Origin of the sequence: Streptacidiphilus rugosus AM-16, from assembly GCF_000744655.1 — a bacterium.
GTDB classification, from domain to species: Bacteria; Actinomycetota; Actinomycetes; order Streptomycetales; family Streptomycetaceae; genus Streptacidiphilus; species Streptacidiphilus rugosus.
This window is the reverse complement of sequence record NZ_JQMJ01000003.1, coordinates 537,983-564,566: the sequence shown is the minus strand read 5'-3', so window position 1 is coordinate 564,566 and position 26,584 is coordinate 537,983. Positions and strand designations below refer to the sequence as shown.

At 73.6% G+C, this 26,584-nt stretch carries 20 protein-coding genes; 6 read left to right on the top strand and 14 right to left on the bottom strand.

Going from position 1 to position 26,584, the window contains the following annotated elements; translation table 11 throughout:
• Positions 1-25 precede the first annotated feature (25 nt).
• From BS83_RS05960 to BS83_RS05950, 3 genes are all read left to right on the top strand, one after another.
• The gene (locus BS83_RS05960) at positions 26-244 is read left to right on the top strand and encodes a tautomerase family protein (protein WP_037601694.1); all 219 of its coding nucleotides are present in this window, start codon (positions 26-28) and stop codon (positions 242-244) included.
• Positions 238-1,140, top strand: coding sequence for a hypothetical protein (locus tag BS83_RS41470; protein WP_051942689.1), 903 nt, complete (start codon positions 238-240; stop codon positions 1,138-1,140). Before BS83_RS05960 ends, BS83_RS41470 begins: the two co-directional genes overlap by 7 nt.
• Before the next feature lie 90 nt (positions 1,141-1,230).
• A complete protein-coding gene (locus tag BS83_RS05950; RefSeq protein WP_037601690.1) occupies positions 1,231-1,482 on the top strand; it encodes a hypothetical protein in 252 nt (83 codons plus the stop codon).
• A 90-nt stretch (positions 1,483-1,572) separates the two neighbouring features.
• Here BS83_RS05950 and BS83_RS05945 read toward each other — a convergent pair whose 3' ends face one another.
• Complete coding sequence (locus BS83_RS05945) at positions 1,573-4,440, bottom strand: AfsR/SARP family transcriptional regulator (RefSeq protein ID WP_232248067.1); 2,868 nt, start codon at positions 4,438-4,440, stop codon at positions 1,573-1,575.
• A gap of 249 nt (positions 4,441-4,689) precedes the next feature.
• On the bottom strand, positions 4,690-5,577 hold the full coding sequence (locus BS83_RS05940) for an LLM class flavin-dependent oxidoreductase (protein WP_037601687.1): 888 nt from the start codon (positions 5,575-5,577) through the stop codon (positions 4,690-4,692).
• A gap of 131 nt (positions 5,578-5,708) precedes the next feature.
• Here BS83_RS05940 and BS83_RS41465 point away from each other — a divergent pair, with 131 nt between their 5' ends.
• A complete protein-coding gene (locus BS83_RS41465) occupies positions 5,709-6,572 on the top strand; it encodes a heavy metal-binding domain-containing protein (protein WP_051942688.1) in 864 nt (287 codons plus the stop codon).
• Positions 6,573-6,591: 19 nt separating this feature from the next.
• Here the strand turns inward: BS83_RS41465 and BS83_RS05930 are convergent, their stop codons facing one another.
• From BS83_RS05930 to BS83_RS05910, 6 genes are all read right to left on the bottom strand, one after another.
• Positions 6,592-7,194: a hypothetical protein gene (locus tag BS83_RS05930; RefSeq protein ID WP_037601684.1), complete on the bottom strand. Its 603-nt coding sequence runs from the start codon at positions 7,192-7,194 to the stop codon at positions 6,592-6,594.
• A gap of 35 nt (positions 7,195-7,229) precedes the next feature.
• Positions 7,230-9,572: a bifunctional polysaccharide deacetylase/glycosyltransferase family 2 protein gene (locus BS83_RS05925; protein ID WP_084713165.1), complete on the bottom strand. Its 2,343-nt coding sequence runs from the start codon at positions 9,570-9,572 to the stop codon at positions 7,230-7,232.
• Between the two features lie 11 nt (positions 9,573-9,583).
• The gene (locus BS83_RS05920) at positions 9,584-10,099 is read right to left on the bottom strand and encodes a hypothetical protein (protein ID WP_157596953.1); all 516 of its coding nucleotides are present in this window, start codon (positions 10,097-10,099) and stop codon (positions 9,584-9,586) included.
• Between the two features lie 112 nt (positions 10,100-10,211).
• Positions 10,212-10,361 (bottom strand): hypothetical protein, encoded by a 150-nt coding sequence (locus tag BS83_RS45160; RefSeq protein WP_157596951.1) that lies wholly within the window; start codon positions 10,359-10,361, stop codon positions 10,212-10,214.
• A 44-nt stretch (positions 10,362-10,405) separates the two neighbouring features.
• Positions 10,406-11,794 carry an MFS transporter gene (locus BS83_RS05915; RefSeq protein ID WP_063774102.1) on the bottom strand — a complete coding sequence of 463 codons (1,389 nt, stop codon included), beginning with the start codon at positions 11,792-11,794 and terminating at the stop codon, positions 10,406-10,408.
• Positions 11,795-11,943: 149 nt separating this feature from the next.
• The gene (locus BS83_RS05910; RefSeq protein WP_063774131.1) at positions 11,944-15,186 is read right to left on the bottom strand and encodes an AfsR/SARP family transcriptional regulator; all 3,243 of its coding nucleotides are present in this window, start codon (positions 15,184-15,186) and stop codon (positions 11,944-11,946) included.
• A gap of 68 nt (positions 15,187-15,254) precedes the next feature.
• On the opposite strand from BS83_RS05910, the gene BS83_RS05905 reads away from it, so the two are divergent.
• The gene (locus BS83_RS05905; protein ID WP_051942687.1) at positions 15,255-16,055 is read left to right on the top strand and encodes a Cof-type HAD-IIB family hydrolase; all 801 of its coding nucleotides are present in this window, start codon (positions 15,255-15,257) and stop codon (positions 16,053-16,055) included.
• Between the two features lie 72 nt (positions 16,056-16,127).
• On the opposite strand, the gene BS83_RS05900 is transcribed toward BS83_RS05905, so the two are convergent.
• The 3 genes from BS83_RS05900 to BS83_RS05890 all read right to left on the bottom strand — a co-directional run bounded on the left by BS83_RS05900 (position 16,128) and on the right by BS83_RS05890 (position 18,696).
• The gene (locus BS83_RS05900; protein WP_037601674.1) at positions 16,128-17,792 is read right to left on the bottom strand and encodes a CHAP domain-containing protein; all 1,665 of its coding nucleotides are present in this window, start codon (positions 17,790-17,792) and stop codon (positions 16,128-16,130) included.
• Positions 17,793-17,972: 180 nt separating this feature from the next.
• The gene (locus BS83_RS05895) at positions 17,973-18,191 is read right to left on the bottom strand and encodes a hypothetical protein (RefSeq protein WP_037601671.1); all 219 of its coding nucleotides are present in this window, start codon (positions 18,189-18,191) and stop codon (positions 17,973-17,975) included.
• A 127-nt stretch (positions 18,192-18,318) separates the two neighbouring features.
• A complete protein-coding gene (locus BS83_RS05890) occupies positions 18,319-18,696 on the bottom strand; it encodes a hypothetical protein (protein ID WP_051942686.1) in 378 nt (125 codons plus the stop codon).
• 257 nt (positions 18,697-18,953) lie between these two features.
• Between BS83_RS05890 and BS83_RS05885 the strand changes: the two genes are divergently transcribed.
• A complete protein-coding gene (locus BS83_RS05885) occupies positions 18,954-19,946 on the top strand; it encodes a helix-turn-helix transcriptional regulator (protein WP_037601668.1) in 993 nt (330 codons plus the stop codon).
• Between the two features lie 29 nt (positions 19,947-19,975).
• On the opposite strand, the gene BS83_RS05880 is transcribed toward BS83_RS05885, so the two are convergent.
• Genes BS83_RS05880 through cydB form a run of 3 tightly spaced genes read right to left on the bottom strand, consistent with a single transcriptional unit; the run spans position 19,976 to position 26,567 of the window.
• Positions 19,976-21,772 carry a GAF domain-containing sensor histidine kinase gene (locus tag BS83_RS05880; RefSeq protein ID WP_051942685.1) on the bottom strand — a complete coding sequence of 599 codons (1,797 nt, stop codon included), beginning with the start codon at positions 21,770-21,772 and terminating at the stop codon, positions 19,976-19,978.
• Positions 21,773-21,820: 48 nt separating this feature from the next.
• The gene (gene cydD / locus BS83_RS05875; protein ID WP_037601665.1) at positions 21,821-25,543 is read right to left on the bottom strand and encodes a thiol reductant ABC exporter subunit CydD; all 3,723 of its coding nucleotides are present in this window, start codon (positions 25,541-25,543) and stop codon (positions 21,821-21,823) included.
• Positions 25,544-25,571: 28 nt separating this feature from the next.
• Positions 25,572-26,567: a cytochrome d ubiquinol oxidase subunit II gene (gene cydB, locus BS83_RS05870; RefSeq protein WP_037601662.1), complete on the bottom strand. Its 996-nt coding sequence runs from the start codon at positions 26,565-26,567 to the stop codon at positions 25,572-25,574.
• Between the last annotated feature and the right edge of the window lie 17 nt (positions 26,568-26,584).

Genomic DNA, 26,584 nt, shown 5'->3' with positions numbered 1-26,584 from the left:
CCAACCGTTCATCTGGAGGAACCCCGTGCCTGTGATCACCGTCGACTGGTGGAAGGGCAACGACCGCGACGCCCGTGCCGAGCTGGTGGCCGAACTGACCGCCAGCGCCTCACGGATCGCCGGCTGCCCCAAGGAGGCCGTGACCGTGCTGATCCGCGACGTCGCCCAGGACCACTGGGGCAGCGGCGGCAACCTCTGCGACCACCTGGCCACCGCCGCGCAGTCGGAGAGGGACCGATGCTGACCGCCGAGCGGGCCGCCGCCCGGGCCGGGCGTCTCCTCGGCGACCACGCGGCGCTGCGCCGACTGCTGAACGAGAGCGGCCGCTGCCGCGTCCGGGCGGCCGAGGCCGCGACGCTCGGCGAGGTGCCGGACGCGATCAGGGAGCTCGGACTGCCGCTGGTGGTCCGGCGGACCGACGGCGCCGGCCGCCGCCGCGTCGGGCTGCTGTCCACCGCGGCGGAGGTGACCGCGTGGTTCGCGCGGCGGGCCGCGGAACGGGCGCGGGGGCCCTACCTCCTGGAGGAGCTGGTCGAGGGTCCCGTCTTCGGCGTCCTCACCCTCACCGTCGAGGGCTCCCACCAGGTCCTCGCCCTCACCTCGCGGCGGTCCGAAGGACCCTTCGGCAGGGCCGACGTCGAGGAGTGCTATCCCGCCGTGCTCGACGACGCGGACGTGGCCGAGCTGCGGGCGGCCGCCACCGCCCTGCTCGACCTCGCCGGTTGGGAGTTCGGGCTCAGTTACGTCCAGGCGGCGCTCACCGACCGGGGGGCGGTCGTCCTCGCCGCCGAACCCGGCGCGGGCGACCGCACCCCGACGCTGCTGCGGCTGGCCGCGGGCTTCGATCCCGAGCTGTGGCTCTCCCGTGCGCTGACCGGTGAACAGGTCCCGACGCCCCGCCCGGAGACCGCCGCCGCGACCGTCGACTTCCGCCTGCACGAGCCCGGCGGAGGCGGCTCGACGGCCCCCGCCGCGGGCATCGCCGCGGTCGCCGAGCTCCCGTATGTCCGGGTCTGCACCGCTGATGCGGGGACCGGAAGGGTCGTCGTGGAGGGGCCGGAATCCGCCCTGGTAGCGGAACGCGTCGCCTCGGTTCGGCAGCTGCTGGGGCGGGATCAGTCCGGTATCCGAACGGGATAGGTTCAGTAACGGCCGACAGCAATGTGGGGGACATGAAGAGCGGTTCGGAACCGGGCCGCGCACGGCACAGCAGAATTCAGGGGCGGGGACATGCGTATCAAGAAGGCCGGATTCATCGGTATCGCCGCGGCGGCACTGGTTCTCGGCTTCGGGGGGATCACGATGACGCAGGCACAGCACGGGGGTACGACGCAGGTCACGGCGGGCAACGGGATCGGTCCGAACGCACCGGCCGAGGTGGAGGTCCTGGCGAACGGCATCGGCCCGAACGCGCCGCTGGTGGCGCAGCCCTCGGGCAACGGCAACGGCATCGGCCCGAACGACGGTCAGCCGGGGAGCTGACCGCGACGCGCGGCGCACGCACGACACCGACGACGGCGTCCCACACTCCACCTCGGAGTACGGGACGCCGTCGTCGTTCGCGTCGCGCCCTCAGCGGGCCTCGTCCGGCACGCCCATCCCGGCGAAGAGCGCGTCGGCCCGCTCCCGGCTCCGGGTCGCCGAGGAGGTGTCGCCGAGCGCCTTCGCCGCCTGGGCCATCCCGTCGAACGCCCGCGCCAGCTCCACCCGGTAGTCGATCTCACCGGCCCACCGCGCGGCGCTCTCGTGCAGCTCCAGCGCCTGCGCGTAGGCGCCGCGGTGCCGGCGCAGCCGACCGATGATGTTCTCGACCTGGCACCGCCGCACGGCCGTGCCCCTGGCCCGCACCAGCTCCAGCGCCCGCTCCTCGTGGGCCGAGGCGGACGTGGTCTGCTGCAGCCGGTGCGCGGCGTCGGCGGCGAGCGCGAAGGCGAGCGCCAGCTCCTCGGGGAGTTCGGACTCGTCCCCGATCCGCAGCGCCTTCTCCAGACAGGTCGCGGCCTGGTCGGGCCGGCCGAGGCCGAGCCTGGCGATGGCCAGGTCGTTCAGCGCGGTGATCTCGTTGAGCCAGGCCCCGTCGGCGCAGCCGAGCCGAAGCGCCTCCCCGGCCGCGGCCGCTGCGTCGTCGTACTGGCCGAGCCAGGCGTGCACCGTGCTCAGATTGCACAGCGCCATGGCCTTGCTCGCCGGGTTGTCCAGCAGCTCGACGGCGCGGGTCAGGTCCGCCCTGGCCTCCCGGAGCCGACCGAGGCTGCTGTGCAGGAGGCCCAGCTGGTCCAGGCAGACGGCCTCCCCGTGGGTGTTGCCGGAGGCCCGCGCGATCTCCAGCGCCTCCTTCGCCACGGCGATCCCGTCCTGGAAGCGGCCGAGCTTCCAGTGCGCGTTGGTCAGATTGGAGAGGCTGATCTCCAGCGCCCTGGGCTCGCCCTGGCGCCGGGCCGAGTCCACGGCCAGCAGCGCCACGCGCTCGTAGTCGTCGATCGAGCTGCGCAGGTTCAGATAGAACATCACATTCCGGGCCAAAGCCCCCACATGACGGTCGAGACCCCGCTCGTGGGCCAACGTCACGGCCGCCAGCAGCGCGACGCTCTCCTGGTCGAACCAGCCGCGGGACTGTTCGGGCCGCGACAGCGCCGGCAGTTCCGCCGGGGTCGCCGGCAGCTGGACGCTGTGCCGCACACGTCCGGGGAAGAGCACGGCGCAGCCCTCCTCCGAGGCCGCCACGTAGTAGTCGACGATCCGCTCGACGGCGGCTCCGTCCGCCGTCGCGGTGGCTTCGGTGCGCAGGCTCTGCGCGAAGCTGCGCACCAGGTCGTGCAGGCAGTAGCGACCCAGCACGTGCTGCTGCGCCAGGTGCACGTCCAGCAGCTGCTCCAGCAGGTCCTCCGCCGCGCGGAGATCGGCACCGAGCAGCGCGGCGGCCGCGTGGACGTCGATGTCGGCGCCCAGGTGCAGGCCGAGGAGCCGGAACGCGGCCCGCGCCTCCTCCTCCATCGCCTGGAAGGAGAGCTGGATCGTCGCCGCGACGCTCCGTTCGCCCGAGCTGAGCTCGCCCAGCCGGCGGGTCTCGTCGCGCAGCCGGTCGACCAGGTACTGGACCGTCCACCGGGACCGGTTGCGCAGCCGCGCGCTGGCGATGCGGAGCGCCAACGGCAGATGACCGCAGAGCTCGGCCAGCTCGGCGACCGCCTCGGGCTCCGCCGCCATGCGCTGCGCGCCGAGCGTCTCGGCGAGCAGGCTGCTGCTGTCGGCGGCGGGCAGCACGCCGATGGAGATCCACTCGGCGCCGTCCAGGTCGATCAGCCGGGTCCGGCTGGTCACCAGGACCAGGCAGCCGGGCGAGGCCGGGAGCAGCGGCAGGACCTGGGCGACGTCCAGGGCGTTGTCGAGCAGGAGCAGCACCCGCCGTCCGGAGAGGGTGGCGCGCCACAGCGCCGCCCGCCCGCCCTCCTCCTCGGGGATCTGCTGGTCGGGCACCCCGAGGGTGCGCAGCAGCGAGGCCAGCACGGCGGAGGGGCGGCGCGGCTCCTCGCCCGGCGAGTAGCCGCGCAGGTCGACGAAGAGCCGGCCGTCGGGGTAGCCGTCGGCCATCAGGTGCGCGGCGCGCACCGCCAGGGAGGTCTTGCCGCTGCCGCCCATGCCGTCGACGGCCACGATCCGGGTGCCGTGCTCGGCGTCGCCCTCGGCGAAGCCGAGCAGCCGGCGCAGCTCGTCGTCGCGCCCGGTGAAGTCGGTCAGGTCGTAGGGGAGGGTCGACAGCGGGCCGCCGGACGGCTGGGCCGCCGGCGGGGGAGTGCCGGTGGCGGCGGGACGGGCCGGGGCCGTCGCCTCGGCCCGCTCGGGGCCGGCCAGCTCGTCGCTGTCCCGCAGGATCGCCTCGTAGAGCTTGACCAGGCGCGGTCCCGGGTCGATGCCCAGCTCCTCGACCAGCAGGTCGCGGACCTTCCCGTACTCCTCCAGCGCCTCGGCGGCGCGTCCGGACCGGTACAGGGCGAGCATCAGCTGGCCGCGCAGGGTCTCCCGCAGCGGCTGCTCGGCGATCAGCTCGCGCAGGTCGCCGACGAGCTCGGCCGCCTCGCCCTCGTTGAGCCTGAGCTGGAACAGCTGCTCGGCGGCGGCCAGCCGGCGCTCGTCCAGCGCGGTGGCGGCGGCGGTGACGGTGTCACCGCCGAGGCCCGCCATCACCGGCCCGCGCCACAGCGCGAGGGCGGCGCGCAGCTGCTCCGCCGCCGCGGCGACGTCGCCCGCGGCCAGCTCCTGCCGGGCCCGGCCGGTGAGTGTGCTGAACCGGTTGAGGTCCAGCTGCTCGTCGTCGACGTCGGCGCGGTAGCCGGGGCCGTCCGTGACCAGCAGGCCGCCGCCCCGGGGATGCGGCGCCTGAGGTCGGCGACGGCCTTGCGGATCTGGTGCACGGCGGTGGCCGGGGGCTCCTCGTCCCACACGGCCTCCACCAGCCGTGTGACCGGCACCACACGGCGGGCCTCCAGGAGCAGCGTGACGAGCACCCGCTCCTGGATCGGACCGCCGAGCCTCAGCCGATGCTGATCGACCCAAATCTCAAGCGAGCCAAGGATGTTGAAATGCACCGTCTGCGGCGCGGTTTCGATCAACGCGGGCTCCTGCTCACATACTCAAAAGCCCTGCTGACAGGCTTGCTGTCCAGACCATAACAATCCAGGTCGGCTGCGGTCAGCTCAGTTGGGCGAGCCCTTCCACGGCGATGCGCTCGAAGACCGCGAGATCGTTTTCGAAGATCGAATCAGGCACCGGCCAGTGGATCACCACTTCGTCGATGCCGAGCTCCTGGTAGCGCCCGGCCCAGTCGACGAACGCGTCCACCGACTGCAGCGGCCGCTCCGCGGTGGAGCCCTGCAGCAGCATCTTCTCGACCGTGGCGACGTCCCGCCCGGCCGCCTCGCAGGCGGCGGTCAGCTTCTCGATCTGCTGCGCGATCACCCCGGGGGCCTGCTCGACCGGCACGTCGGCCGGGCCGCGCGGATCGCCGTAGGTGACCCAGCCCTGGCCGTACTTCGCGGCCAGCTTCAGCCCGCGCGGGCCGGTGGCGGCGACGTAGAAGGGGACGCGCGGCGTCTGGACGCAACCGGGGATGTTCCTGGCCTCGACGGCGGAGTAGTACCGGCCCTCGCGAGTGGTGACCGGCTGCGTCAGCAGCTCGTCCAGGAGCGGCAGGAACTCGTCGAAGCGGTCCGCACGCTCCCGCGGCGTCCACGGCTCCTGCCCGAGCGCGGTCGCGTCGAAGCCGACCCCGCCGACCCCGATCCCCACCGTCAGCCGACCGCCGGAGACGTCGTCGACGCTCATCAGCTCCTTGGCCAGCGTCACCGGATGCCGGAAGTTCGGCGAGGTCACCAAGGTCCCCAGCCGCAGCCGCTCGGTCGCCGTGGCGGCCGCGGTCAGCGTCGGCACCGCCCCGAACCAGGGCTCGTCGCGGAAGGACCGCCAGGACAGGTGGTCGTAGGTGTAGGCGGCGTGGAAACCGAGGTCCTCGGCCCGTCGCCAGATCTTCTGTCCCTCGCTCCACCGGTGGATGGGGAGGATCACCGTGCTCAGACGCATGGCATCGACCCTACGTGAGCGGGATGTCTTGTCGGGTCGTGGCGGGCCTGCGAAGGTGTGACGGCAGGGGCGGGCGCACGGGTTCGGGGGGACCGATGGCGGAGTCGACGGATCGGCCGGAGCCTGCCGCCGTGGCCGGCCCGTGGGCGGCGACACTGCCGCCGCGCGGCTTCGCCGCGATCCGCGCGGCGGGCTTCGACCCGGTCGGCCGGGTCCGCGGGACCGGCTCGTACCACGTCGAACTCAGCGGCGAGACCTGGAACTGGCACGCCTACGACTGCCGCCTCTCCGTCACCGCCCCGAGGAACCCGAAGGACCCGGCGCCGATCCGGCTCTCGGGAGCGGGCGCGACCAGCGAGGTCCTGGTCCAGGTGCTGGAAGGGTCGCGCCGCCGGGCCCTGGAGCGGCTGCGCGCGGCCTGCTCGGCGCTGGGTGGGCACGGAGTGGTGGGCGTCCAGGTCAACATCGCGCCGTCGGAGGTGGCGTCGCTGGGCATGGACTTCCAGGCGAGCGGCACCGCCGTCCGGGCACGCGGCGTGTCCGGCCCAGTCGCCCGGCCCTTCGTCTCGCACCTTCCCGGCGAGGACCTCACCAAGCTCGTCCTGGCCGGCTGGGTCCCGGTGGACCTGCTGGTCGGCCGCTCCATCGGGGTGCGCCACGAGGACGCCTCGATCCACGACCAGCTGCGCGCCGCCACCAACCAGGAACTCGACGGCTGGACGGCCCTCCTCACCGGCATCCGCGCCGACGCCCGCACCCGCCTCCTCCGGCAGGCCCGGGAACACGGCGGCGACGGCATCCTCCTCGACGCCGGCGAGATCACCGTCCACGAACACCCCTGCGCGGCCAAGCTCCTCTCCCCCGGCCACCAGGAACCGACGGACCGCGTCGCCCAGTGCCTCCTCATCGGCACCACCCTCACCCCCTTCACCCCCACCCCGCCCGGCCCGTCCCCCTCACCGTCCTCCCCCTGCGCGACGGCGGGGCCGGGGTGAGCGGAGCCTGACGCGGCGCTCACCCCTCGGACGGCCCGGCCGACCCCGCGGCGGAGGCCGGTCGGCCGAGGGCCGACGCCCAGGCTTCCAGCGCGGTGAAGTCCTCCGCCCGGAGACCGTGGTTCGGGTCGATGCGGAGGAGCAGGGCCGGGGCGCCGTGGTGGGCGGCCACCCAGGCCCGGTCCGCCGGGGTGATCTCGTCGTCCACCCAGGCGAACGGGCGCCCTGCGGCCCAGGCCACCAGTCCGGGCGTCTTCCAGTGCGGCTTCCCGCCCGGCTCCGGGCGCGACTCCGGGCGCCGGCCCGGCCACGGGACGAACGGCAGCTCGGGCAGGCCGATCAGCGGGGCGATGAAGTCGTTGGCCTCCGCCTCCCAGGTCGTCGCCCAGACCAGCTCGTACGGCAGGGCCGACAGCCGCGGCCCGTGCGCGGGGTTCAGCCAGACCGGCAGCGGGGTCGGCGACCGCTCCGGGCGGCCCCAGGCACGCAGCCTGGCCCGCTCGGCCGCCTCCCAGCTGGGCGGCATCAGCCGGTGCGCCAGGTAGCCCTCGGGGCGGTCGTCGGGCATCGCGCCGAACGGGTTCAACGGTCCGTCCACGTCGAGCAGCAGCAAGGGTCGCATCCGGCCCTCCCCCTCGAACGCGCGCGCGGGCGCGGTCAGCGGCCTGCGTTCTGCTGGTCGCGGTAGTCGTACTGGGTGTACGGGTAGTTGGGCTGCTCGTACTCGTGGCCGAGGCGCTCGGCGGCGTAGGCCTCGGAGACCCAGGCGTCAGCGAGGGGCGGTTCGGGCGGGAGGGCGTGGGCGGGGATCGGGATGTTGGTGAGGGCGGTGGCCGCGGCGGGGTGGGTGGCGGTGGAGGCCGGGGTCGCCGGGGCCTGGAGGGAGCCGTAGCGTTCCATCCGCTGCCAGCGCAGGCGGACGCCGGCCAGCGCCGTGATCGCGGACTGGATCACCACCAGGTACATCAGCTGCCGGTAGACGAACTGCTGCAGCGGCAGGCTCCACAGCGGACCGGGGCGCTCGCCGTCCAGGCGGAAGGCGTAGAGCCCCATCAGCAGTTGCAGCAGCAGGAAGCCGCACCACAGTGCCAGCACGTACCAGGGGTTCAGGAAGACCAGCCCGTAGAGCGCGAAGATGTCCACCACCGGCGCCAGCAGCGGCAGCAGCACCTGGAAGAGCAGCAGGTAGCCGAGGCCGCGGCGGCCCAGCTTGCCCGCCGCGCCGCCCTGGAGCAACGCGCCGCGGTGCTTCCACATCGCCTGCATCGTTCCGTAGCACCAGCGGTAGCGCTGCCGCCACAGCGCCCCCAGCGACGCCGGGGCCTCGGTCCAGGCGACGGCCTGCTCCTCGTAGACCACCCGCCAACCGTCCCGGCACAGCGCCATGGTGAGGTCGGTGTCCTCCGCCAGCGTCGCGTCGGAGACGCCGCCGGCCCGTTCCAGCGCCTCCCGGCGGAACGCGCCGACCGCGCCGGGGACGGTGGGCATGCATTCGGCCAGGTCGAAGAGCCTACGGTCCAGGTTGAAGCCGACCACGTACTCGATGTGCTGCCAACGGCCGAGCAGGCCGCCGCGGTTGACCACCTTGGCGTTGCCCGACACCGCGCCCACGTGCGGCTCGGCGAAGGGCTGGATCAGCCGGCGGACCGCGTCGGGTTCGAAGACCGTGTCGCCGTCGACCATGACCAGCAGGTCGAAGGAGGCCGCCGCGATGCCGGTGTTCAGCGCGGCGGGCTTACCGGCGTTCTGCTGGCGGATCACCCTGACGCCCGGCAGGCCGAGCGACTCGACCAGATCCGCGGTGCCGTCGGTGGAGCCGTCGTCCACCACGATGATCTCGACCGGATGGTCCGAGGCGACCAGCGAGCGCACCGCCGCCTCGATGCCCGCGCTCTCGTTGTAGGCGGGCACGATGACCGTGGCCGGCTCGGTGACCGGGTCGCCCCAGGCGTACCGGGTCCACCTCTTGTGACGTCGCGCGGCGACGACGCTGATCACGGCGCGCAGCACGCTGAGCCCGCCCGCCGCGTACATGCACCAGCCGATGACGGCCAGCAGCCAGTGGCTCAGCAGCAGCGCCCAGATCAGCGCAAGGCCCATCCAGTGGTCCCTCGCGGCGGCCGGCTGCATCGGGGACGACAGACCGGTGGTGGCGCTGACCGTGCCCACGGTCAGGCCGCGACGCTGGTAGTCCGTCAGCAGCGCGTCGAGCGCCGCCACCGACTCCGAGCGGTCGCCGCCCGCGTCGTGCATCAGCACGATCTGTCCGGCGCGGCCGTGGACCGTGCCGTTGTCGACGATCCGCAGGACGCCGGGGCGCTGCCAGTCCTCGGTGTCCTGGGTGGTGAGGACGGTGAGGTAGCCCTCGCTGCCGGCCTGCCGGATGGCCGCCCAGTCGGCGTCGTCGAGCGAGTCGTTGCCGGCCGAGTAGGGCGGACGCAGCAGCGTCGTGGTCCGCCCGGTCGCCCCGGCGATGGCCAGCTGCGTCTCACGCAACTGCAGCGTGCGCTGCCAGGCCGGGATCAGGCCGAGGTTGGGGTGGGTGAAGGTGTGCACGCCGAGCTCGTTGCCGTCGGCGACGATCTGGCGGGTGAGGTCGGGATGGGCGGTGACGTTCTCGCCGATGACGAAGAAGGTCGCGTGCACGCCGTGCCGGCGCAGCACCTCGAGGATCTGCGGGGTCCATGTCGGGTCGGGGCCGTCGTCGAAGGTCAGCGCGACCGTGCCGGGCCGCGGCCGGGTGGTGCGCGGGGTCGCGCCCGAGGCGGAGATCACCGGCCCGCCGTGGGATATCGCGTTCGGGACCTGGCCGGAGGGCCCCTGGGTGAGCCCTGCACCGTCCGGCGTACTGCCGAACATGTGCTGGGTGTATCCCTCGATGAGCAGCGCGAGCGTCAGCGTCACCGCGAGCGTGCCGAGCAGCAGCCAGTGCGTGCGCAGCGGCAGCTCACGGCCGGAGCCGCGACGCCGGCGTCGGGACCTGCGCCTGTTGGAGCTCATCGTGCGTACGCTCAGGCCTTCTTGGTGGGATGTACGTGGGTGGATCCTGGCGGGGCCGCGGTGTGGGTGCTGTGCCCGTGCGCGACCGTGGTGGCGGTGCTCGTCGCCCCGGGGGCGGAGCTCGCGGCCGAGGTCCCCGGCGTGGGCTGGGTCCCCGTGCCGGCGCCGGAACCTGAAGCTCCGCCGGTGCCCGGCTGCGCGTTCGCGCCGCTGCGGTCCGGGGTCGGGTGGACGCCCTTCCCGGGGCCGGCCGTGGCCGTCGGATCGGCGACCGGCGCGTGGGAGGCCCTGGGGGCGAGGGGCAGTGGCAGATAGGGGCTGTTGACGGTGGGCCCGCCCAGCACCGAACTGATCAGCAGTGCGACATAGGCCAGCGCGGGCACCACGAGGAGCCGGCCGAGCCTGCGCACCCGCCGCTGCCGTCGCCCGCTCGCGTCGACGAAGACCGGGCGGGCAGGGACCCGCCGATCGGGGGGTCCGACCGCCCCCGGCTCGGCGTTCGCGAGCCCCGTCGTTGTTCTCTGCACAAGCACGGGACCTTAGCGCCGCTTGGACGCTTTGACCACGCCTGGCAGACGAAACCCGCGGGGCCCGGCGACCCCCCGACTGGGGGTCACCGGGCCTCGCCGCGGTCGGTGCTCAGGCGACCTGGGCGGCAGCGGGGACGGCTGCCGGTTCGGCGCTGCTGCCCTCCGCCCCCGGCCGGTCCTCGATCACTGCGGGGACCCCGCGCAGCCGACGGACCACCAGACCCGCGCCGAGCAGCAGCACCGCACCGCCGGCGATCACGATGGCGTGGAAGCCGTCGACGAAGGCGTGCTGTGCGCCGGCCGTCAGCGCCTCCCCGAGCCGCCCCGGCAGGCCGGGGCGACGGCGACCGCACCGCCGACGGACTCGTGCGCCGAGGCCGCGGCCTGCGCCGGGAGCCCGGCGGGCAGCTGGAGCCGGTCGCGGTAGACGGCCGTCAGCAGGCTGCCCAGCACCGCGATGCCGAGCGCGCCACCGAGCTCGGTGCCGGTGGACTCCACGGCACTGGCCGCACCCGCCCGCTCCTTCGGCGTGCTGGCGAGCATGGTGTCACTGGAGATCCCGAAGACCAGCCCGATGCCGAGACCGGAGACGAACATGACGCCGCCCATCACCCAGTAGTTGGTGTCGACGCCGACCAGCACATAGCCGAAACAGGAGACGGCCATCAACGCCAGCCCGACGCCCACCGACCGGGCCCGCCCGAGCGCCTTCACCGCGACCGGACAGAGCGGACCGGTGACCATCGCCCCCAGCGGGCCGAGCAGCAGTGCGAATCCGGTGCCCATCGGGGAGTAGCCGCGGACGTCCTGGAAGTAGAGCGAGGCGGCCAGCGACTGGGCGGCGAGGGCGAAGATGCTGAGCGTGTTGGCCCCGATCGCGCCGGAGAACCCGCGGTCGCGCAGCAGAGCGACATCGACGAGGGGGTTGGCGATCCGGCGCTGCCGGGCCACGAACGCGACGAGCAGCGCGGCACCGATCCCGGCGGAGAGCCAGACCGAGGACTGACCGAGTCCGTCCCTCGCGGCGGTCTTCAGCCCGTAGATGACGCCGACGACACCGAGCGCGGAGAGCGGCACGCTCAGCCAGTCGATCCGGCTGGGGGCGGGGTTGCGCGACTCCACGAGCAGGGCGGCGCCGAAGCCGATGACCAGGGCCATCACCGGGATGTTGATCAGGAACACCGAGCCCCACCAGAAGTGGTCGAGCAGCGGCCCACCGACGACCGGTCCCAGCGCGAAGCCGCCCGCGGCGACGCCTCCGGAGATGCCCATGGCCATGGTGCGCTCCTTCGGGTCGGTGAAGGCGTTGCGCACCAGCGACAGCGTCGACGGCATGATCGTCGCGGCGGCGACGCCCTGGAGGGCACGCGCCGCGATCAGCAGGCCGGCACTCGGCGCCTCGGCGGTCAGCGCGGACGCGAGGGCGAAGGCGACCCCGCCGAGCAACAGCAGCCGCTTGCGCCCGAAGCGGTCACCGAGGTTCCCCATGACGATGACGAGCCCGCCGAGGGCGAAGCCGTAGGCGTCGGCGATCCAGAGCAGCTGGGTGGCGGAGGGGTGCATGTCGTGCACGAGGTGCGGGAACGCGAGGTTCACGACGGTGTTGTCGATCCCGAGGACGAGGGACGCGACACAGCAGATGGCGAGGGTGCCCCACTTGCGGGCTCCGGAGATGTGCTCGGTCGAGGTCATGCATGCAGCTTCACCGCCACCCCTGACCGCCCCCTGACCGCGTGCGCACCGCCCGCGCCCCTGGATCGTGCAACCGGCCCCTCGTCGAGAGGTGCCGCGCCCGCCCGGCGGAGTCGGAAATAGGCAGAGCCTCGCGCCCTGAGGTGCAACTAGGTGTCGAGCCAGAGGCGGAGGAAGTCGACGGCGTCGCGGGGGTCGCGGGTGGCGCCCTTGGTGAAGGACGTGTCGTAGCCGGCAGACCCGAGGCGTTCGCGGAGGCGCGCGGCGATGCGGGCGACGGAGGGCTCGCCGCCCAGGGGGTCCAGCAGGACCGCGACGCCGCACAGCTCGGCCGCCGTCTCGAACCGGCCGTCGCCGAAGGCCAGTTCCGCCGCGGGCGCCGCGAGCGAGCCGTAGTACGGCAGGTTGTGGCGGCCGGGGATCGCCGCCGCCGCGTCCCGCAGGCGGGTGCGCGCGGCGTCCCGCGCGCCCTCGCCGAGGTCGATCCGTGCGAGCAGCAGCAGGACCGAGGCCTGGGTCCACTCGCCGCTGGCCCAGCCGACCAGGCGGCTCGCCAGCGCCTGCGCGCACAGCTCGCGTGCCTCCCGCGTCCGTCCGCGACGCAGCGCGACCTCCGCGAGGCCGAGACGGGCCTGGGCCAGGTTGTCGCTGACGCCCAGCGGTTCGACCAGCTTCACCGCGCGCAGCAGGTCCGCCTCCGCCGGCTCCAGGTCGTCGGCGACGAGACTGAGCTCGGCGCGGCTCCACAGCAGTTCCGCCATGTCCTCAGGCGACTGCAGCTCGCCGGCGAGGGCCAGGCCCCGGTCGGTGCAGCGGGAGGACGCCTCGCGGTCGCCGCGGCGGCCGATCGCCCGGGCCAGCTCCATCAGCGACATCACCATGCCCCAGCGGTCGCCCTGATTCTCGAAGTCCCGCAGCGCCAGCGCGAACTCGCGCTCGGTCGCCTCGGCGTCCGCGTGGACGAACCAGTACTGGAAGCCCATGCCGGTGTGCAGCAGTCCGCGGTACCAGGGGTCGGTGAGGACGGCGTCGGCCGCCTCGTTCTGGGCCGCCATGGAGACGTCGTCCGGCACCCCGACGAACGGCGCCCACTGCACGATCAGGTGCGGGAAGCGCAGCGGATGCGCGTACATCAGGCGGTCCATGACCGGGCGACAGCTGTCGATCCAGCCGGCGAGTTCCGGGGTGTCCATACCGCCGGAGATCGCCGCCATGACCGCCAGCACGAACTGCTCCTCCCGCGCCGGCGGGATCACCCCGCCCAGCGCGGTGAGCAGCCGTTGCGCGGGCGCGCGGCCCTCGGTGCGCAGACCGCGCAGCATCCAGTAGGCGGAGAGGCAGGCGAGCAGGTCCAGCGCGCTGTCGGTGTCCGTCGCGATGGCGTGGCGCAGGGCCGCGTTCAGGTTGTCGTTGTCGGCGGCGAGCCTGGCCAGCCAGTCCAGCTGGTCCGCGGTGCGCAGGTACGGCTCGGCCTCGGCCGCGAAGCCGAGGAAGCAGGCCAGGTGGGCGTCGGCCTGGGCGCGCTGCTCGTCGGCGGCGGCGAGCTGGTCGGCGGCGTAGGCGCGGACGGTCTCCAGCATCCGGTAGCGCATCTCGCCCGCCGCGTCCGGCTGGTAGGCCACCACCAGGGACTTGTCGACGAGCGCACCGAGCAGGTCGAGGGTGTCGTCGCCGAGGTCGCAGACGGCCTCGGCCGCGGCGAGGGTCCAGCCGCCGGAGAAGACGGAGACCCGGCGCAACAGGGTCCGCTCGCTCTCGGGCAGCAGGTCCCAGCTCCAGTCGACGACGGCGCGCAGGGTCTGCTGGCGCGGCTGCGCGGTGCGGCTGCCGCCGGTGAGCAGGCGGAACCGGTCGTCCAGCCGGTCGGCGATCTGGCGCGGGGTCAGCAGCCGCAGGCGGGCGGCGGCGAGCTCGATGGCGAGCGGCAGGCCGTCGAGGCGGCGGCAGATCTCGGCGACGGCGTCGCCCTCGGCCGGCGCTTCCGCCGCGAACCCGGGCCGGACGGCGGCGGCGCGCTCGGCGAAGAGGCGCAGCGCCTCGGCCGCGGGCAGCGGATCGAGCGGCCGGACCAGCTCGCCGGGGACGGCCAAGGCCTCCCTGCTGGTGGCGAGGATCCGCAGCTCGGGACAGGCGGCGAGCAGGCCCTCGGCCAGGGCGGCGACCTCGGCGACGATCTGCTCGCAGTTGTCCAGGACCAGCAGCAGGTCGCCACGTCGTGAGAGCGCGGGCGCCAGGCGCGCCGCGGGATCACCACCTGGCCCGCCGGGGCCGATCACGCCGCCCTCCCGCACGCCGAGCGCGCCGAGCAACGCGGGCACCAGCGCGGCCTCGTCGCCGACGCGGGACAGGTCGACGAAGCAGGCCGTCCTGGAGTCCGTCGCATAGCGGGCGGCAGCCTCCAGGGCGAGCCGGGTCTTGCCCGTGCCGCCGGGTCCGGTGAGGGTGACCAGGCGCGCCGCGCCCAGGGCGTGCGCCAGCCCGGCGAGTTCGGGCTCCCGCCCGACGAAGCTGGTCAGCGGGCGCGGCACGGGGGGTGGGGACGCCTGCGGCCGGGGTGCGGGAGCAAGATCGCCAGATGCTTCACGTGAAGCACTTTGCGATCTTGCTTCAGGCGCCGCGGCCTGCGCCTTCGGCGCCTCGGGCGCGCGCAGCGCCGGGTCGGCGCGGAGGACCGCGACATGGAGCTCGGCGAGTTCCGGCCCCGGGTCCGCGCCCAGGGTGTCCGCCAGCGTCTCGCGCACCGACGCGAAGACCGCGAGCGCGTCGGCCTGGCGACCGGCCGCGTAGAGCGCGCGCATCAGCAGGGCGGAGAGCCGCTCGCGCAGCGGCTCCTCGGCGACCGCCGCCCGCAGCTCGGCGATCAGCTCACGCTCGCGTCCCAGGGCGAGGCCGGCCTCCGCCCGCGCCTCCACCGCACCGAGCCGCAGCTCGGCCAGCCGCACCACCTGGCCCGCGGCGAAGGGCGCACCGCCGACGTCCGACAGGGGCTCCCCGCGCCACAACGCCAGCGCCGCCGTCAGCGCGGTGAACGCCGCCTCCGCGTCGCCGCGCCCCCAGCCGGTCTGCCCCTCGGCGACCAGGCGGGCGAACGCGTGCGCGTCGACCTCGTCCGGGGCGGTGGCGATGCGGTAGCCGCCGGGACCGCCCTCGACGGCGACCCCGACCGGCCGCAGCGCCCCGCGCAGCCGGGACACCTGCGACTGCAGCGCGTTGCCGACGTTCCCCGGCGGCTCCTCCCCGTACAGGCCGTCGACCAGCCGCTCCGTCGACACCGTCCGCCCGGCGTCCAGCAGCAGCAGCGCCAGCAGCGCGCGGCGTCCCGGGCCGCCGAGGGCGAGCTCGTCGCCGTGGTCGGTCCATGCCTGGGTGGTGCCGAGGATGCCGAATCTCACCACGTGATTCTGACCCATCCGTACGCGGTTCCGCCGAGAGATCCACAACGGGATGTGAGGATGTACCTGTGCTCCCCTCCCTCATCGCCACCGATCTCGACGGCACCCTGCTGCGCAGCGACGGCACGGTCTCGGCCCGTACCGAGGAGGCGCTGCGCCGCGCCGAGGAGGCGGGTGTCTGCATCGTCTTCGTCACCGGCCGCCCACCGCGCTGGATGGACGCGGTCAGCACAGCGATCGGCCCGCACGGGGTCGCCATCTGCTCGAACGGCGGCGCGCTGTACGACGTGCGCCGCAAGGAGCTGCTGGAGACCCACCCGATGCGCGCGGACGACGCGCTCGCGACGGTCGGGGCGCTGCGGAAGGCCCTGCCGGAGGTGAGCTTCGCCTTCGAGTACCCGGCCGGCTTCTCCCACGAGCCCGCCTACCCGCGGACCCTGTGGGACATGGACGCGGCGGACCAGGTCGCCCCGGCGGAGGAGATCCTGGCCGGCCCGGCCGGCCACCAGATCTTCAAGCTGCTGGCCAAGCATCCGGACATCGATCCCGACGAGTTCCTGCGCCGCGGCCGCGAGCTCGTCGGCGACTTCGGCGAGGTGACGCGCTCGGCGGCGGTCCCGATGCTGGAGATCAGCGCGCCGGGCGTCACCAAGGCCGCGGCGCTGGCCGCGTGGTGCGGCGAGCGGGGCATCATCGCGGAGCGGGTGCTGGCCTTCGGCGACATGCCGAACGACCTCCCGATGCTGGCCTGGGCGGGCACGGCCTACGCCGTCGCCAACGCCCACCCCGAAGTCCTCGCGGCGACGCCCCGGCACACCACCGACCACGACACCGACGGCGTCGCCAGGGTCATCGAGTCGCTGCTCTGACGCCGACCGGAACGCCGGCGGGCCTGCGGATCCCGGTGGGATCCGCAGGCCCGGTGCTGGTCGGGTCGGAGCTCAGGAGCCGAACCCGGCCCAGAGGCCGGTGTTGCCGAGCATGTAGATCCCGCTGTCGCTCAGGTGGCCGGTGCCGTCGTTGGTGTAGAGCTTCAGGTTGTTGTTCGCGTCGATCCCCGCGACGCTGATGCGCCCGTCACCGAGGTAGTTGCCGGCCACGACACTGCGGAAGCCGCCCCAGAGGCCGGTGTTGCCGAGCATGTAGACGCCGCTGTCGCTCAGGTGGCCGGTGCCGTCGTTGGTGTAGAGCTTCAGGTTGTTGTTCGCGTCGATCCCGGCGATGTCGATCCGCCCGTTGTTCAGGAAGTCACCCGCGGTGATCTGCTTGAACCCCGCCCACAGACCCGTGTTGCCCAGCATGTAGACACCGCTGTCGCTCAGGTGGCCGGTGCCGTCGTTGGTGTAGAGCTTCAGGTTGTTGTTCGCGTCGATCCCGGCGATGTCGATCCGCCCGTTGTTCAGGAAGTCGCCCGCAACGATCTGCTTGAAGCCGCCCCAGAGGCCGGTGTTGCCGAGCATGTAGATCCCGCTGTCGCTCAGGTGGCCGGTGCCGTCGTTGGTGTAGAGCTTCAGGTTGTTGTTCGCGTCGATCCCGGCGATGTCGATCCGCCCGTTGTTCAGGAAGTCACCCGCGGTGATCTGCTTGAACCCCGCCCACAGACCCGTGTTGCCCAGCATGTAGACGCCGCTGTCGCTCAGGTGGCCGGTGCCGTCGTTGGTGTAGAGCTTCAGGTTGTTGTTCGCGTCGATCCCGGCGATGTCGATCCGCCCGTTGTTCAGGAAGTCGCCGGACACCAGTCGGGCCATGCCCGAGGAGACCTGCACGGTGGTGGCGGCGTAGGTGTGGTTGGCGCCGTCGGTCTCGTTGGCCACGGGCTGGATCGAGTACGTTCCCGAGGCGAGGCCGCTGGTGTTCCAGGCGTAGGCGTAGCCGGTGGTGTTGGGGTTGGTGGGGCCGCCGCCGGCGCGGAAGGTCTGGTTGTAGCCGCCGGGTCCGGTGATGACGTAGTTGACGTAGTTGACGTAGCCGTTGGCGGTGACGGTGGAGGTCAGGTTGACGGTGCTGCCGCTCTGCTGGGCGTGTGCGGTGACGTTGAACCCGGCCGGGATGGCGCCGACGGGGCTGACGTAGCCGAGGAAGTTGTAGCCGCCCTCCAGCTGGGATTCGATGTACGCGGCAGTACCGGTGATCTCGCTGACCGTGCCGCTCTGGTTACCGCCGATCTCGGTGATGGTGCTGCCGGAGACGCTGACGACCAGGCCCACGTGGGCGCCGCCGCTGGCCTTGGTCGGATACCCGGAACCGCCGAAGATCATGGCGTCGCCTGGCTGCGGGGTGTAGCTGCCCGGATCATGCCAGGTGCCGTTGTTGTCGCCGTAGTTGACGAAGGTGGTGACGGTCGCGCCGAGCGCCGAGACGTCCACACCGCCCTGGGACCAGGCCCACCTGGCGAAGTCGGCGCACCATTCCTGGCTGCAACTGCCGTAGTAGCTGTTGGGCGAGCAGCCGTTGTCGCCGATCTGACCGACGGCGGCCGAGACGATCGCGCTGCGGTTGGTGGTCGCCGAGGCGGGTGCGGCACCGAGGCCGAGCAGGGCGACGCCGCTGAGGCCGGTGGCGGTCAGGCAGGCCAGGGCGCGGAGCGTGAAGCGGTGGGAAGGCATGGGTGTCCCCCGTGAGGTGGTCGGAATGAAGGAGATGACGGCGCGGGTGCGCGCCGGCGCGGGCCGGGCGGCCCGGTGGACGGAGCGGGGCGGCGGTGCGGCTGCCCTGCAGGAGCAGCCGTGTATGCGGCCCGAGGGGCGGCGGAGGCCGGAGCCTCGTCGGACGCGCCGCCGGAGTGCTTACTGCCAGCCGAGGCTGTCGGGTCCGGTACCGGCGTCGGTGACGGTCACCGGTGCGGCGTCGGCCTGGACAGTGGCGGTGGCGGTGGCGGTGGCGGTGGCGGTGGCCGCGGCCGGGCCCGACGCCGAGGCGACGTCCAGGGCGGCGGGAACGAGCAGGGCGGTGCAGGCGGTGAGGGCGGCGACCGCGGCGGCCTGGGCGAGACGGGTGCGAACCATGGTCGTTTCCTGTCCTGTGGGAAGGGGCGTGAGGTCCGGTCCAGGTGCTCGCGTCCCGCGGTGACGCTTGCTCCGGTGGCCGTCCAGGGCGCTGGGCCCCGTCGGCGAGTACTACTCTCCCCGCAGCTCAGCGGGGGTGGAAGGGCCGGCCGCTGGCCGGATCCGTCCCCGGACGGTTCCGGCCCGGACCGGCCCGGTCGACCAACAGGTCCTCCCACACGGGGGTCACGAGCGGCACCTGGGCGCAGGTGAGCCGCCAGCCCACCAGCTCCTGCCGCCCGGCCAGGGCGCGCCCACAGACGCGCGCGGCACAGGTCTCCGCGTCGTCCAGGCTGTCGGCGATCAGATAGACGCCGACCACGGGGACCGGACGCGCGCCGGCATGGACGGCGACGTGCTCGATCCGGTCCTCGGGTGACGCGGCGGCACGCAGCCAGTCGCGGATCCCTCCGGGCAGCGGATCCGCGGCGGCCGGAGGGTGGAGGTGGAGGTGGACGAGATACATGCCGCCGAGCGTCCCAAGCCACGCATAGCGGAAGCCAGGGAACCTATCGGGACGGTTCCGTCCCCGGCCGGTTCCGTCCACGCCTCGGAGCGGTGCGTGGCCCCCTCCGCAGGCCCCTCACCACGTCGGTGTTTAGCCGCAGAACCGAAAAGCTTTCCTCCGCACCCCTCCGCGTGCGACCTTGTTGAACGGCCGTCAAATCGTTACGCCGGGGGGCACGCGGCCACCTCGGCATGCCCCTGGGAGACCGTGCGCTCATGCTGACCGGACTCGGACTGACCCGTGACGCCGACCGCGTCTACCGCGCGATGCTGGCCCAGCCGCAGCTCGACGTCGCCGGGCTGGCCGCGGCTCTGGACCTGGCCGCGATTCAGGTCGGCGACGCCCTCGACCTGTTGAGCGAGCTCTCCCTCGTGCGCACCTCCGAGGGTGTGCCGGGCATCCGGGCGGTCTCCCCCGACCTCGGCCTCGAGATCCTCCTGGCCCGGCAGAGCGCGGACCTCGCCGCCCAGCAGCAGCGCCTGGAGGCGTCCCGCGCCACCGCCGCCCAGCTCATCTCCGAGTACGCCGACCTGCGACCCACCGAGGCCAGCCCGGGCGTCGAACACCTCATCGGCATCGACAGGATCCGCTCCCGGATCGCCCGCCTCACCAACGAGATCAGTACCGAGGTGATGGCCTTCAGCCCGGACGGCGCCCAGACCGCCGAGAACATGGAGGCCGCACGTCCCCTGGACCTGCGGGTGCTGGAGCGGGGCGTGATGATGCGCACCATCTATCTCGACAGCCTGCGCAACAACCCGCCCACGGTCGACTACGCCAACTGGCTGGCCGCCCACGGCGGCCAGGTCCGCACCACCGCGACGCTGCCCACCCGGATGATCATCGCCGACCGAGCTGTCGCAATCATGCCCGTGACCAGCGACAACACCGCGGCGGGCGCCGTGGTCCTGACCGGCTCCGGCACCGTCACCGCGCTGGTCGCGCTCTTCGAGACGGTGTGGGCCGCCGCGCGGCCGCTCTCCACCGCGCCGATCCGCGACTCCCACGGCCTCACCCCCCAGGAGGCGGCGACCCTCGCCCTGCTGGCGCAGGGTCACACCGACGACTCCGTCGCCAAACGTCTGGGCGTCTCCCCGCGCAGCGCCCGTCGCACCGCGACCGACCTGCTCGAACGCCTCGGCGCCCGCAGCCGCTTCCAGGCCGGCGTCCGCGCGGTCCAGGAAGGGCTGCTCCCCGGCGACCTCTGAACGCACCCTCAGGGGGCGGCGGGTCGCGGCTACAGCAGCGCGGTCCAGGACACCGTCGTGCCCTTGCCGTCGGGGCCGGTTTCGAACCAGGCGTCGCCGCCGAGCGCGGCGGCGCGTTCGGCGAGGTTGCGCAGGCCGCTGCGGCGGCCGCCGTCCGGGATGCCGACCCCGTCGTCGGTGACCGCCAGGAGGACCGCGGGGCGGCCCGCCGCGCGAAGGGCGTCGGCGAGACGTTCGGGGGTGTCCTCCGACATCGTCCGGGGGCCCTCGGTCACGCGGCCCTCGCCGTCGATGTGGGTGGTGCTGTCGACGCGGACGTCGACCTTCGAGGCCCGCGCGTGGCGCGCCGCGTTCGACAGCATCTCGCGCAGCGCGGCGACCAGCTGGCGGCCCGTCGCCTCGCTGATCATCGTGTCGACCGGGCCGACGAAGGTGATCGCGGGCTTGAAGCCCAACGGTCCGGCAGCCTGCGCGCCCTCACGCAGGACCCGGCTGCGCAGGTCCTCGCCGCCGCCAGGGGTGTCGTCGTGCTGGAGTGCGTAGATCGTGGTGCGGACCTCCTGGATCGTCGCGTCCAGTTCGTCCACCGCCTTGCCGATCCTGACGCCGACCTCGGGAACCTTCGCCAGCCGCGCCGCGCTCTCCAGCATCATGCCGGTCGCGAACAGCCGCTGGATGACCAGGTCGTGCAGGTCGCGCGCGATCCGGTCGCGGTCCTGGTAGACCGCGAGCCGCTGCTGGTGCTGCTGCCCCTCGGCCAGCCGCAGGGCGAGCGCCGCCTGCGCGGCGAAGCCCTCGGCGAGAATCCGCTCGTCCTCCGTGAAGGGCGGCATGCCGTGGCGGCGCCAGACGCTGACCCCGCCCAGGATCCGGCCCGCACTCTGCAACGGCAATGCCATACCGGGACCGAAGGCCTGCCGGATGCCGGAGCGCATGTCGGAGTCGTTGCGCATGTCGTCGACGATGACGCTGTTGCCGGCCAGCAGGAGCGCGTTCCGCTCGTTGATCGGCAGCAGCTCGCCGGTGACGAAGTCCGCGCCCTCGCCGGAGGCGTGCGAGACGCGGAAGCCCCCGTCGCCGGTCGGCAGCAGGATCATGCCCAGCGCCGCACCCGCGAGGTCGCGCAGCAGTTCGGCGGTCGTGGTGAGCGCGGCCTGCGCGTCGTCCGCGGTCAGCATCACCGTCGTGACCTCCTTGGACGCGGCGATCCACCGCTCGCGGCGCAGGCCCTCCTCGTAGAGGCGGGCGTTCTCGATGGCGACCCCGGCGGCCGCCGCCAACGCCTCGACCACCTGCTGGTCCGCGGCGGAGAAATGCCGGCCGTGGTGCTTCTCGCTGAGGTAGAGCGTCCCGAAGAAGTCGTTGCGGACCCGGACCGGCACGCTGAGGAAGGTGCGCATCGGCGGGTGCCCGGGCGGGAAGCCGACCGCGCTGGGGTGCTGGTTCAGATCCTCCAGCCGCAGCGGCTCGGGATGCTCGGTGACGAAGCCGAGCAGCCCGAGCCCGCAGGGCGGCCCGCCGATCTCCAGCTCCTGCGCGGAGGTGATGCCGACCTGGATGAAGTCGGAGAGCCCGTGCGTGTGCGGGGCCAGCACACCGACGGCCGCGTACTCGGCGTCGACCAGGTCGGCGGCGGCGGAGGCGATGCGCTGCAGCGTCGCGTGCAGGTCGAGGCCGGAACTGACGGCGACGACGGCCTCCAGAAGCTCCCGCATCCGGTCGTTGACCGCCGCGACGGCGTGCAGCCGCTCGGACACCTCGGAGACCAGCGCGTCGACCTCCAGCGAACCGAGGTCGGGGATGAAGTGCGCGTCGCTCTGTTCCATGGTCGAGAGCGTAGTTTGTCCGGATTTATGGCGACAGCGGAGGCATGCTCAGGCCTCCACCAGCAGCTCCCCGCTCTCGTGCCGCCAGAGCGTGCGCAGCGGTCCCTCCACGGCGACCAGCTCGGCCCAGCTGCCGCGCTGCACCACCCGGCCCGCGTCCAGGACGAGGATCTCGTCCACGTTCTCCAAACCGGTGAGCCGGTGGGTGATCAGCAGCGTGGCGCGGCCCTCGGTCGCGGCGAGCAGGTCGGCGGTGAGCGCGTCCGCCGTCGGCAGGTCGAGGTGCTCGGCCGGCTCGTCGAGGATCAGGACGGGGAAGTCCGCCAGCAGGGCCCGGGCCAGCGCGAGGCGCTGCCGCTGGCCGCCGGAGAGGGCCGCGCCGTGTTCGCCGACCATGGTGTCCAGGCCGTCGGGCAGCTCGTCCACGAAGGCCGCGAGGCGCGCGGCGGTCAGCGCCCCGTGCAGTTCCGCGTCGGTCGCCTCCGGCCGGGCCAGGCGCAGGTTCTCCCGCAACGAGCTGTCGAAGACATGGGCGTCCTGTGCGCAGAGTCCCACCGCGCGGCGGACGTCCTCCCCCGCCAGCGTCGTGGTGTCGACGCCGCCGAGGGTGACCTCGCCCGAGGCCGGGTCGAGGAACCGCAGCAGCACGTGGGCCAGCGTGGTCTTCCCCGAGCCGCTGGGACCGACGACCGCGACGCGGCGCCCCGCGGTCAGCTCCAGGTCCAGCCCGGCGAGCGCCGGGGTGGTGCGCCCTGGCCAGCAGGCCGTCAGGTCACTGACGCGCAGTGGCAGCGGCTCGGCGGGCGGCGCGGCCGGATGCTCGGGCTCGCGCACCGGCTCGTCCGCCTCGACCAGCTCCGCCAGCCGTGCGGCCGACTGCGCGCTGCGCTGCCGGGTCTGGACCGCGGCGGTCAGACCGGTGACCCCCTCGAAGGCGGCGAGCGGCGTCAGCAGCAGGACGGCGAGGAAGACGCCGTGCAGCCGCCCCGCCGAGACCGCTGCGATGCCCGCCGCTCCGCAGGCCACCGCGGTGAGGCCGGTGAGCGCCGTGGTGAGGCCGGTGCCGAGGCCGAGACCGGCGGCGGAGCGGCGCTGCAGCCCGGTCAGTTCGGCGTCGGTGGTCCGCAGCGCGCGCAGGCGGGCGGGGAGCGCGCCGCTGACGGTCAGTTCGGCCGCGCCGTCCAGCAGGGCGACGACCTCGCCGCTGAGCCGCCCGCGCGCGTCCGCCCTGGCCCGTTCCGCGCGCAGCGAGAGCCGCAGCGCGAGCAGCGGCACGGCCACCCCGGCGAGCAGCAGGCCGACCGCGAGGGCCGCCCCGGCGAGCGGCAGCAGCCAGGCCGTGACGCCGACGGTCAGCAGGCCGGCGAGCGCCGTGGCGGCCAGGGGGAGCCGGTAGCGGAGGTAGTGGTCCTGCATCGCGTCCACGTCCGCGACCATGCGCGCGAGCAGGTCGCCCCGGCGGAAGGTCGCGCCCAGCCCCGCGGGGGCGAGACGCTCCAGCCGCCGGTACACGGTGACCCGCAGCGCGCCCAGGCTGCGGAAGACCGCGTCGTGACCGACCAGCCGCTCGGCGTAGCGCAGCACGGAGCGGCCGATGCCGAAGGCGCGGACGGCGGTGACGGCCATCATCAGGTAGAGCACCGGCGGCTGCTGGCTGGCGCGGGAGATGAGCCAGCCCGAGGTGCCCATGAGCGCGGTGGCGCAGCTGAGCGCGAGCGCACCGAGCAGGATCGCCCCGGCGAGCCTGGGCCGCGGCCACCGGATCCGCCCCGAGGCGAACCCGGAGGCGGACGGGGCCACGAGCGCGACCTCGGCGTCCGGCAGAGCAGCACCCGCCCCTGCCGGGACGCCCTGCCGCGCACCGGGTGCGAAGCCGTGCTCACGTGCGGGCACGTCATCGACCCGGGGCCACCCGGCGGTTTCCGCCTCGACGCCGGGGTCGCCCACCGCCGCCCCGGCCGCAACGGTCCGCCGCGCGCCGGGGGAGACGGCGGCGAAGCCGGCGTCCCGTGCGCCGAGCCCATCCACGCGGGGCCGCACAGGGTGTGCCACCTCGACCTCGGAGTCGGCCGCAGGCTCCGTCAGGACGGCCCGGCGTGCGCCGGGCGTGACAGTCGCGAAGCCGCCGTCCCGAGCCGCCCCGCCGTCGGTGTGCGGCCACGCGCCATGGTCGTCGGCGGCGCCCGTGGCCGGGAGGTCCACCCGGCGGTGGGCCAGGGCGAGCAGCGCCGGGCGGTGGGCCGTGAGGATCACCGTGCGGCCGACGGCGAGTTCGCGGATCGCGGCGACGACCGCCGCCTCGTTCTCGTTGTCCAGACCCGCCGTCGGCTCGTCGAGCAGGACGAGCTCCCGGTCGGCGAGGAACGCGCGGGCCAGGGCCAGACGTTGGCGCTGCCCGGCGGAGAGCCCCGCGCCGGACTCGCCGAGGAGGGTCAGCCGGCCCAGCGGCAGCGCCGAGACGAAGTCCCAGGCCTGCGCGGCCGTCAGGGCCGCGCGTACCTCCGCGTCGGTCGCGTCCGGGCGGGAGAGGCGGACGTTGTCGGCGATCGTGCCGGCGAACAGGTAGGGCTGCTGCGGAACCCAGGCGATGCGCTCGTGCGCGGGCGCGGCGACCTGCCCCTCGAAGGGCACGAAGCCCAGCAGGGCGGCCAGCAGCGTCGACTTGCCGGCTCCCGAGGGGCCGGTGATCGCCAGGATCTCGCCCGGTGCGGCCGTGAGCGAGACGCCGTCCAGCGCGGCCTCCTCGCGGCCCGGGTAGCGGACGGTGAGGCCGCTCACCGACACCGCGTCCGCAGGGGTGACCGCGTGGACGGGGGCCGGCTCCTCCAGGACCTCGAAGATCTGGTCCGCCGCCGCGAGCCCCTCCACGCTGGCGTGGTAGTGGGTGCCCACCTGGCGGATCGGCAGGTACGCCTCGGGAGCCAGGACCAGCACCACGAGCCCGGTGTAGAGGTCGATCCCGCCGTCGACCAGCCGCATCCCGATGCTCACCGCGACCAGGGCCACCGACAGCGTCGACAGCAGCTCCAGCGCGAAGGAGGAGACGAAGGCGACCCGCAGGGTCCGCAGCGTCGCGCGGCGGTACTGGTCGGTGATCCTCCTGATCGACTCCGCCTGCGCCTTCGCCCGACCGAAGACCTTGAGCGTCGGCAGTCCGGCCACCACGTCGAGGAAGTGGTGCGAGAGGCGTCCCAGCGTGCGCCACTGGCGGTCCATCCGGCTCTGCGTGGCCAGGCCGATCAGGATCATGAAGATCGGGATCAGCGGCAGTGTCACCACGATGATCACCGCTGAGAGCCAGTCGGCGAAGACGATCCTGGCCAGCACCGCGACCGGCACGACCACCGAGAGCGCCAACTGCGGCAGGTACCGGGCGAAGTACTCGTCCAGCGCGTCGACGCCGCGCGTCGCCAGCGTCACCAGCTCACCGCTGCGGCGCCGCGACACCCGGGCGGGGCCCAGCTCCGCCGCCCGCGCCAGCAACCGCTCGCGCAGCTGCGACTTGACCGTGGCCGAGGTCCGGTGGGCCACCGTCTCCGTCGCCCAGGCCACCAGGCCCCGGCCCAGCGAGACGGCCGCGAGCGCCGTCAGCGGCCCGGCCAGCCTGCCGAGCCCCTGACCCTGCTGGAAGCAGCCGACGACGATCTGCGCCACCAGCATCGCCTGCGCGATCACCAGGCCCGCGCCGACCGCGCCCAGCGCGACCGAGGCCAGCAGGAAGATCCGGGTGGCTGCGGCGTACCGCATCAGGCGCGGGTCGACGGGCTTCACGACAACTCCTCCGTGGGACCGGAAGCGGTTAGGCGGGGATGTTGTGCACGCCGATGCGGCGGCGGAACACCCAGTAGGTCCAGCCCTGGTAGACCAGGACCACGGGCGTCATGATCGCGGCCACCCAGGTCATGATCCGCAGCGTGTACGGCGAGGCCGAGGCGTTGCTGACGGTCAGCGACCAGGCAGGGTTCAGCGTGGACGGCATGACGTCGGGGAACAGCGTCAGGAAGAGCATCGCCACCGCGGCCACGATGGTGACGCCGGACAGGAGGAAGGCCCAGCCCTCCCGGCCGAGCTGGTTCGCCACCAGTGCCCCGACCAGGGCGAGCGCCGCCACGACCATCGCCGCGAAGCTCCAGTTGTCGCCGTGGTGGAGCTGGGTCCAGATCAGGAAGGCCAGCGCCAGCAGCGCCGCGACCACGCCCACCTTCAGCGCCAGCGCGCGGGCCCGCTCGCGGATCTCCCCCACCGTCTTGAGCGCGGTGAAGACCGCCCCGTGGAAGGTGAAGAGGAAGAGCGTGACCAGGCCGCCGAGGATCGCGTAGCCGTTCAGCAGGTCGAGGAAGCTGCCGACGTACTCCTTGCTCGCGTCGATCTTCACACCGTGGACGATGTTGCCGAAGGCCACGCCCCACAGGAAGGCCGGCAGCAGCGAGGTCCAGAAGATCGCGGTGTCCCAGTTGCGCTTCCAGGCCGCGTCGTCCCGCTTGCCCCGGTACTCGAAGGCGACGCCGCGGACGATCAGGCAGACCAGGATCAGCAGCAGGGCCAGGTAGAAGCCGCTGAACAGGGTGGCGTACCACTCGGGGAAGGCCGCGAAGGTCGCGCCGCCCGCCGTCAGCAGCCAGACCTCGTTGCCGTCCCAGACCGGGCCGATGGTGTTGATCAGGACCCGGCGCTCGCGCTCGTCCCTGGCCAGCGCCTTGGTGAGGATCCCGACGCCGAAGTCGAAGCCCTCCAGGAAGAAGTAGCCGATCCAGAGGACCGCGATGAGCACGAACCAGACGTCGTGGAGTTGCATCTCAGGGTCTCCAGTCA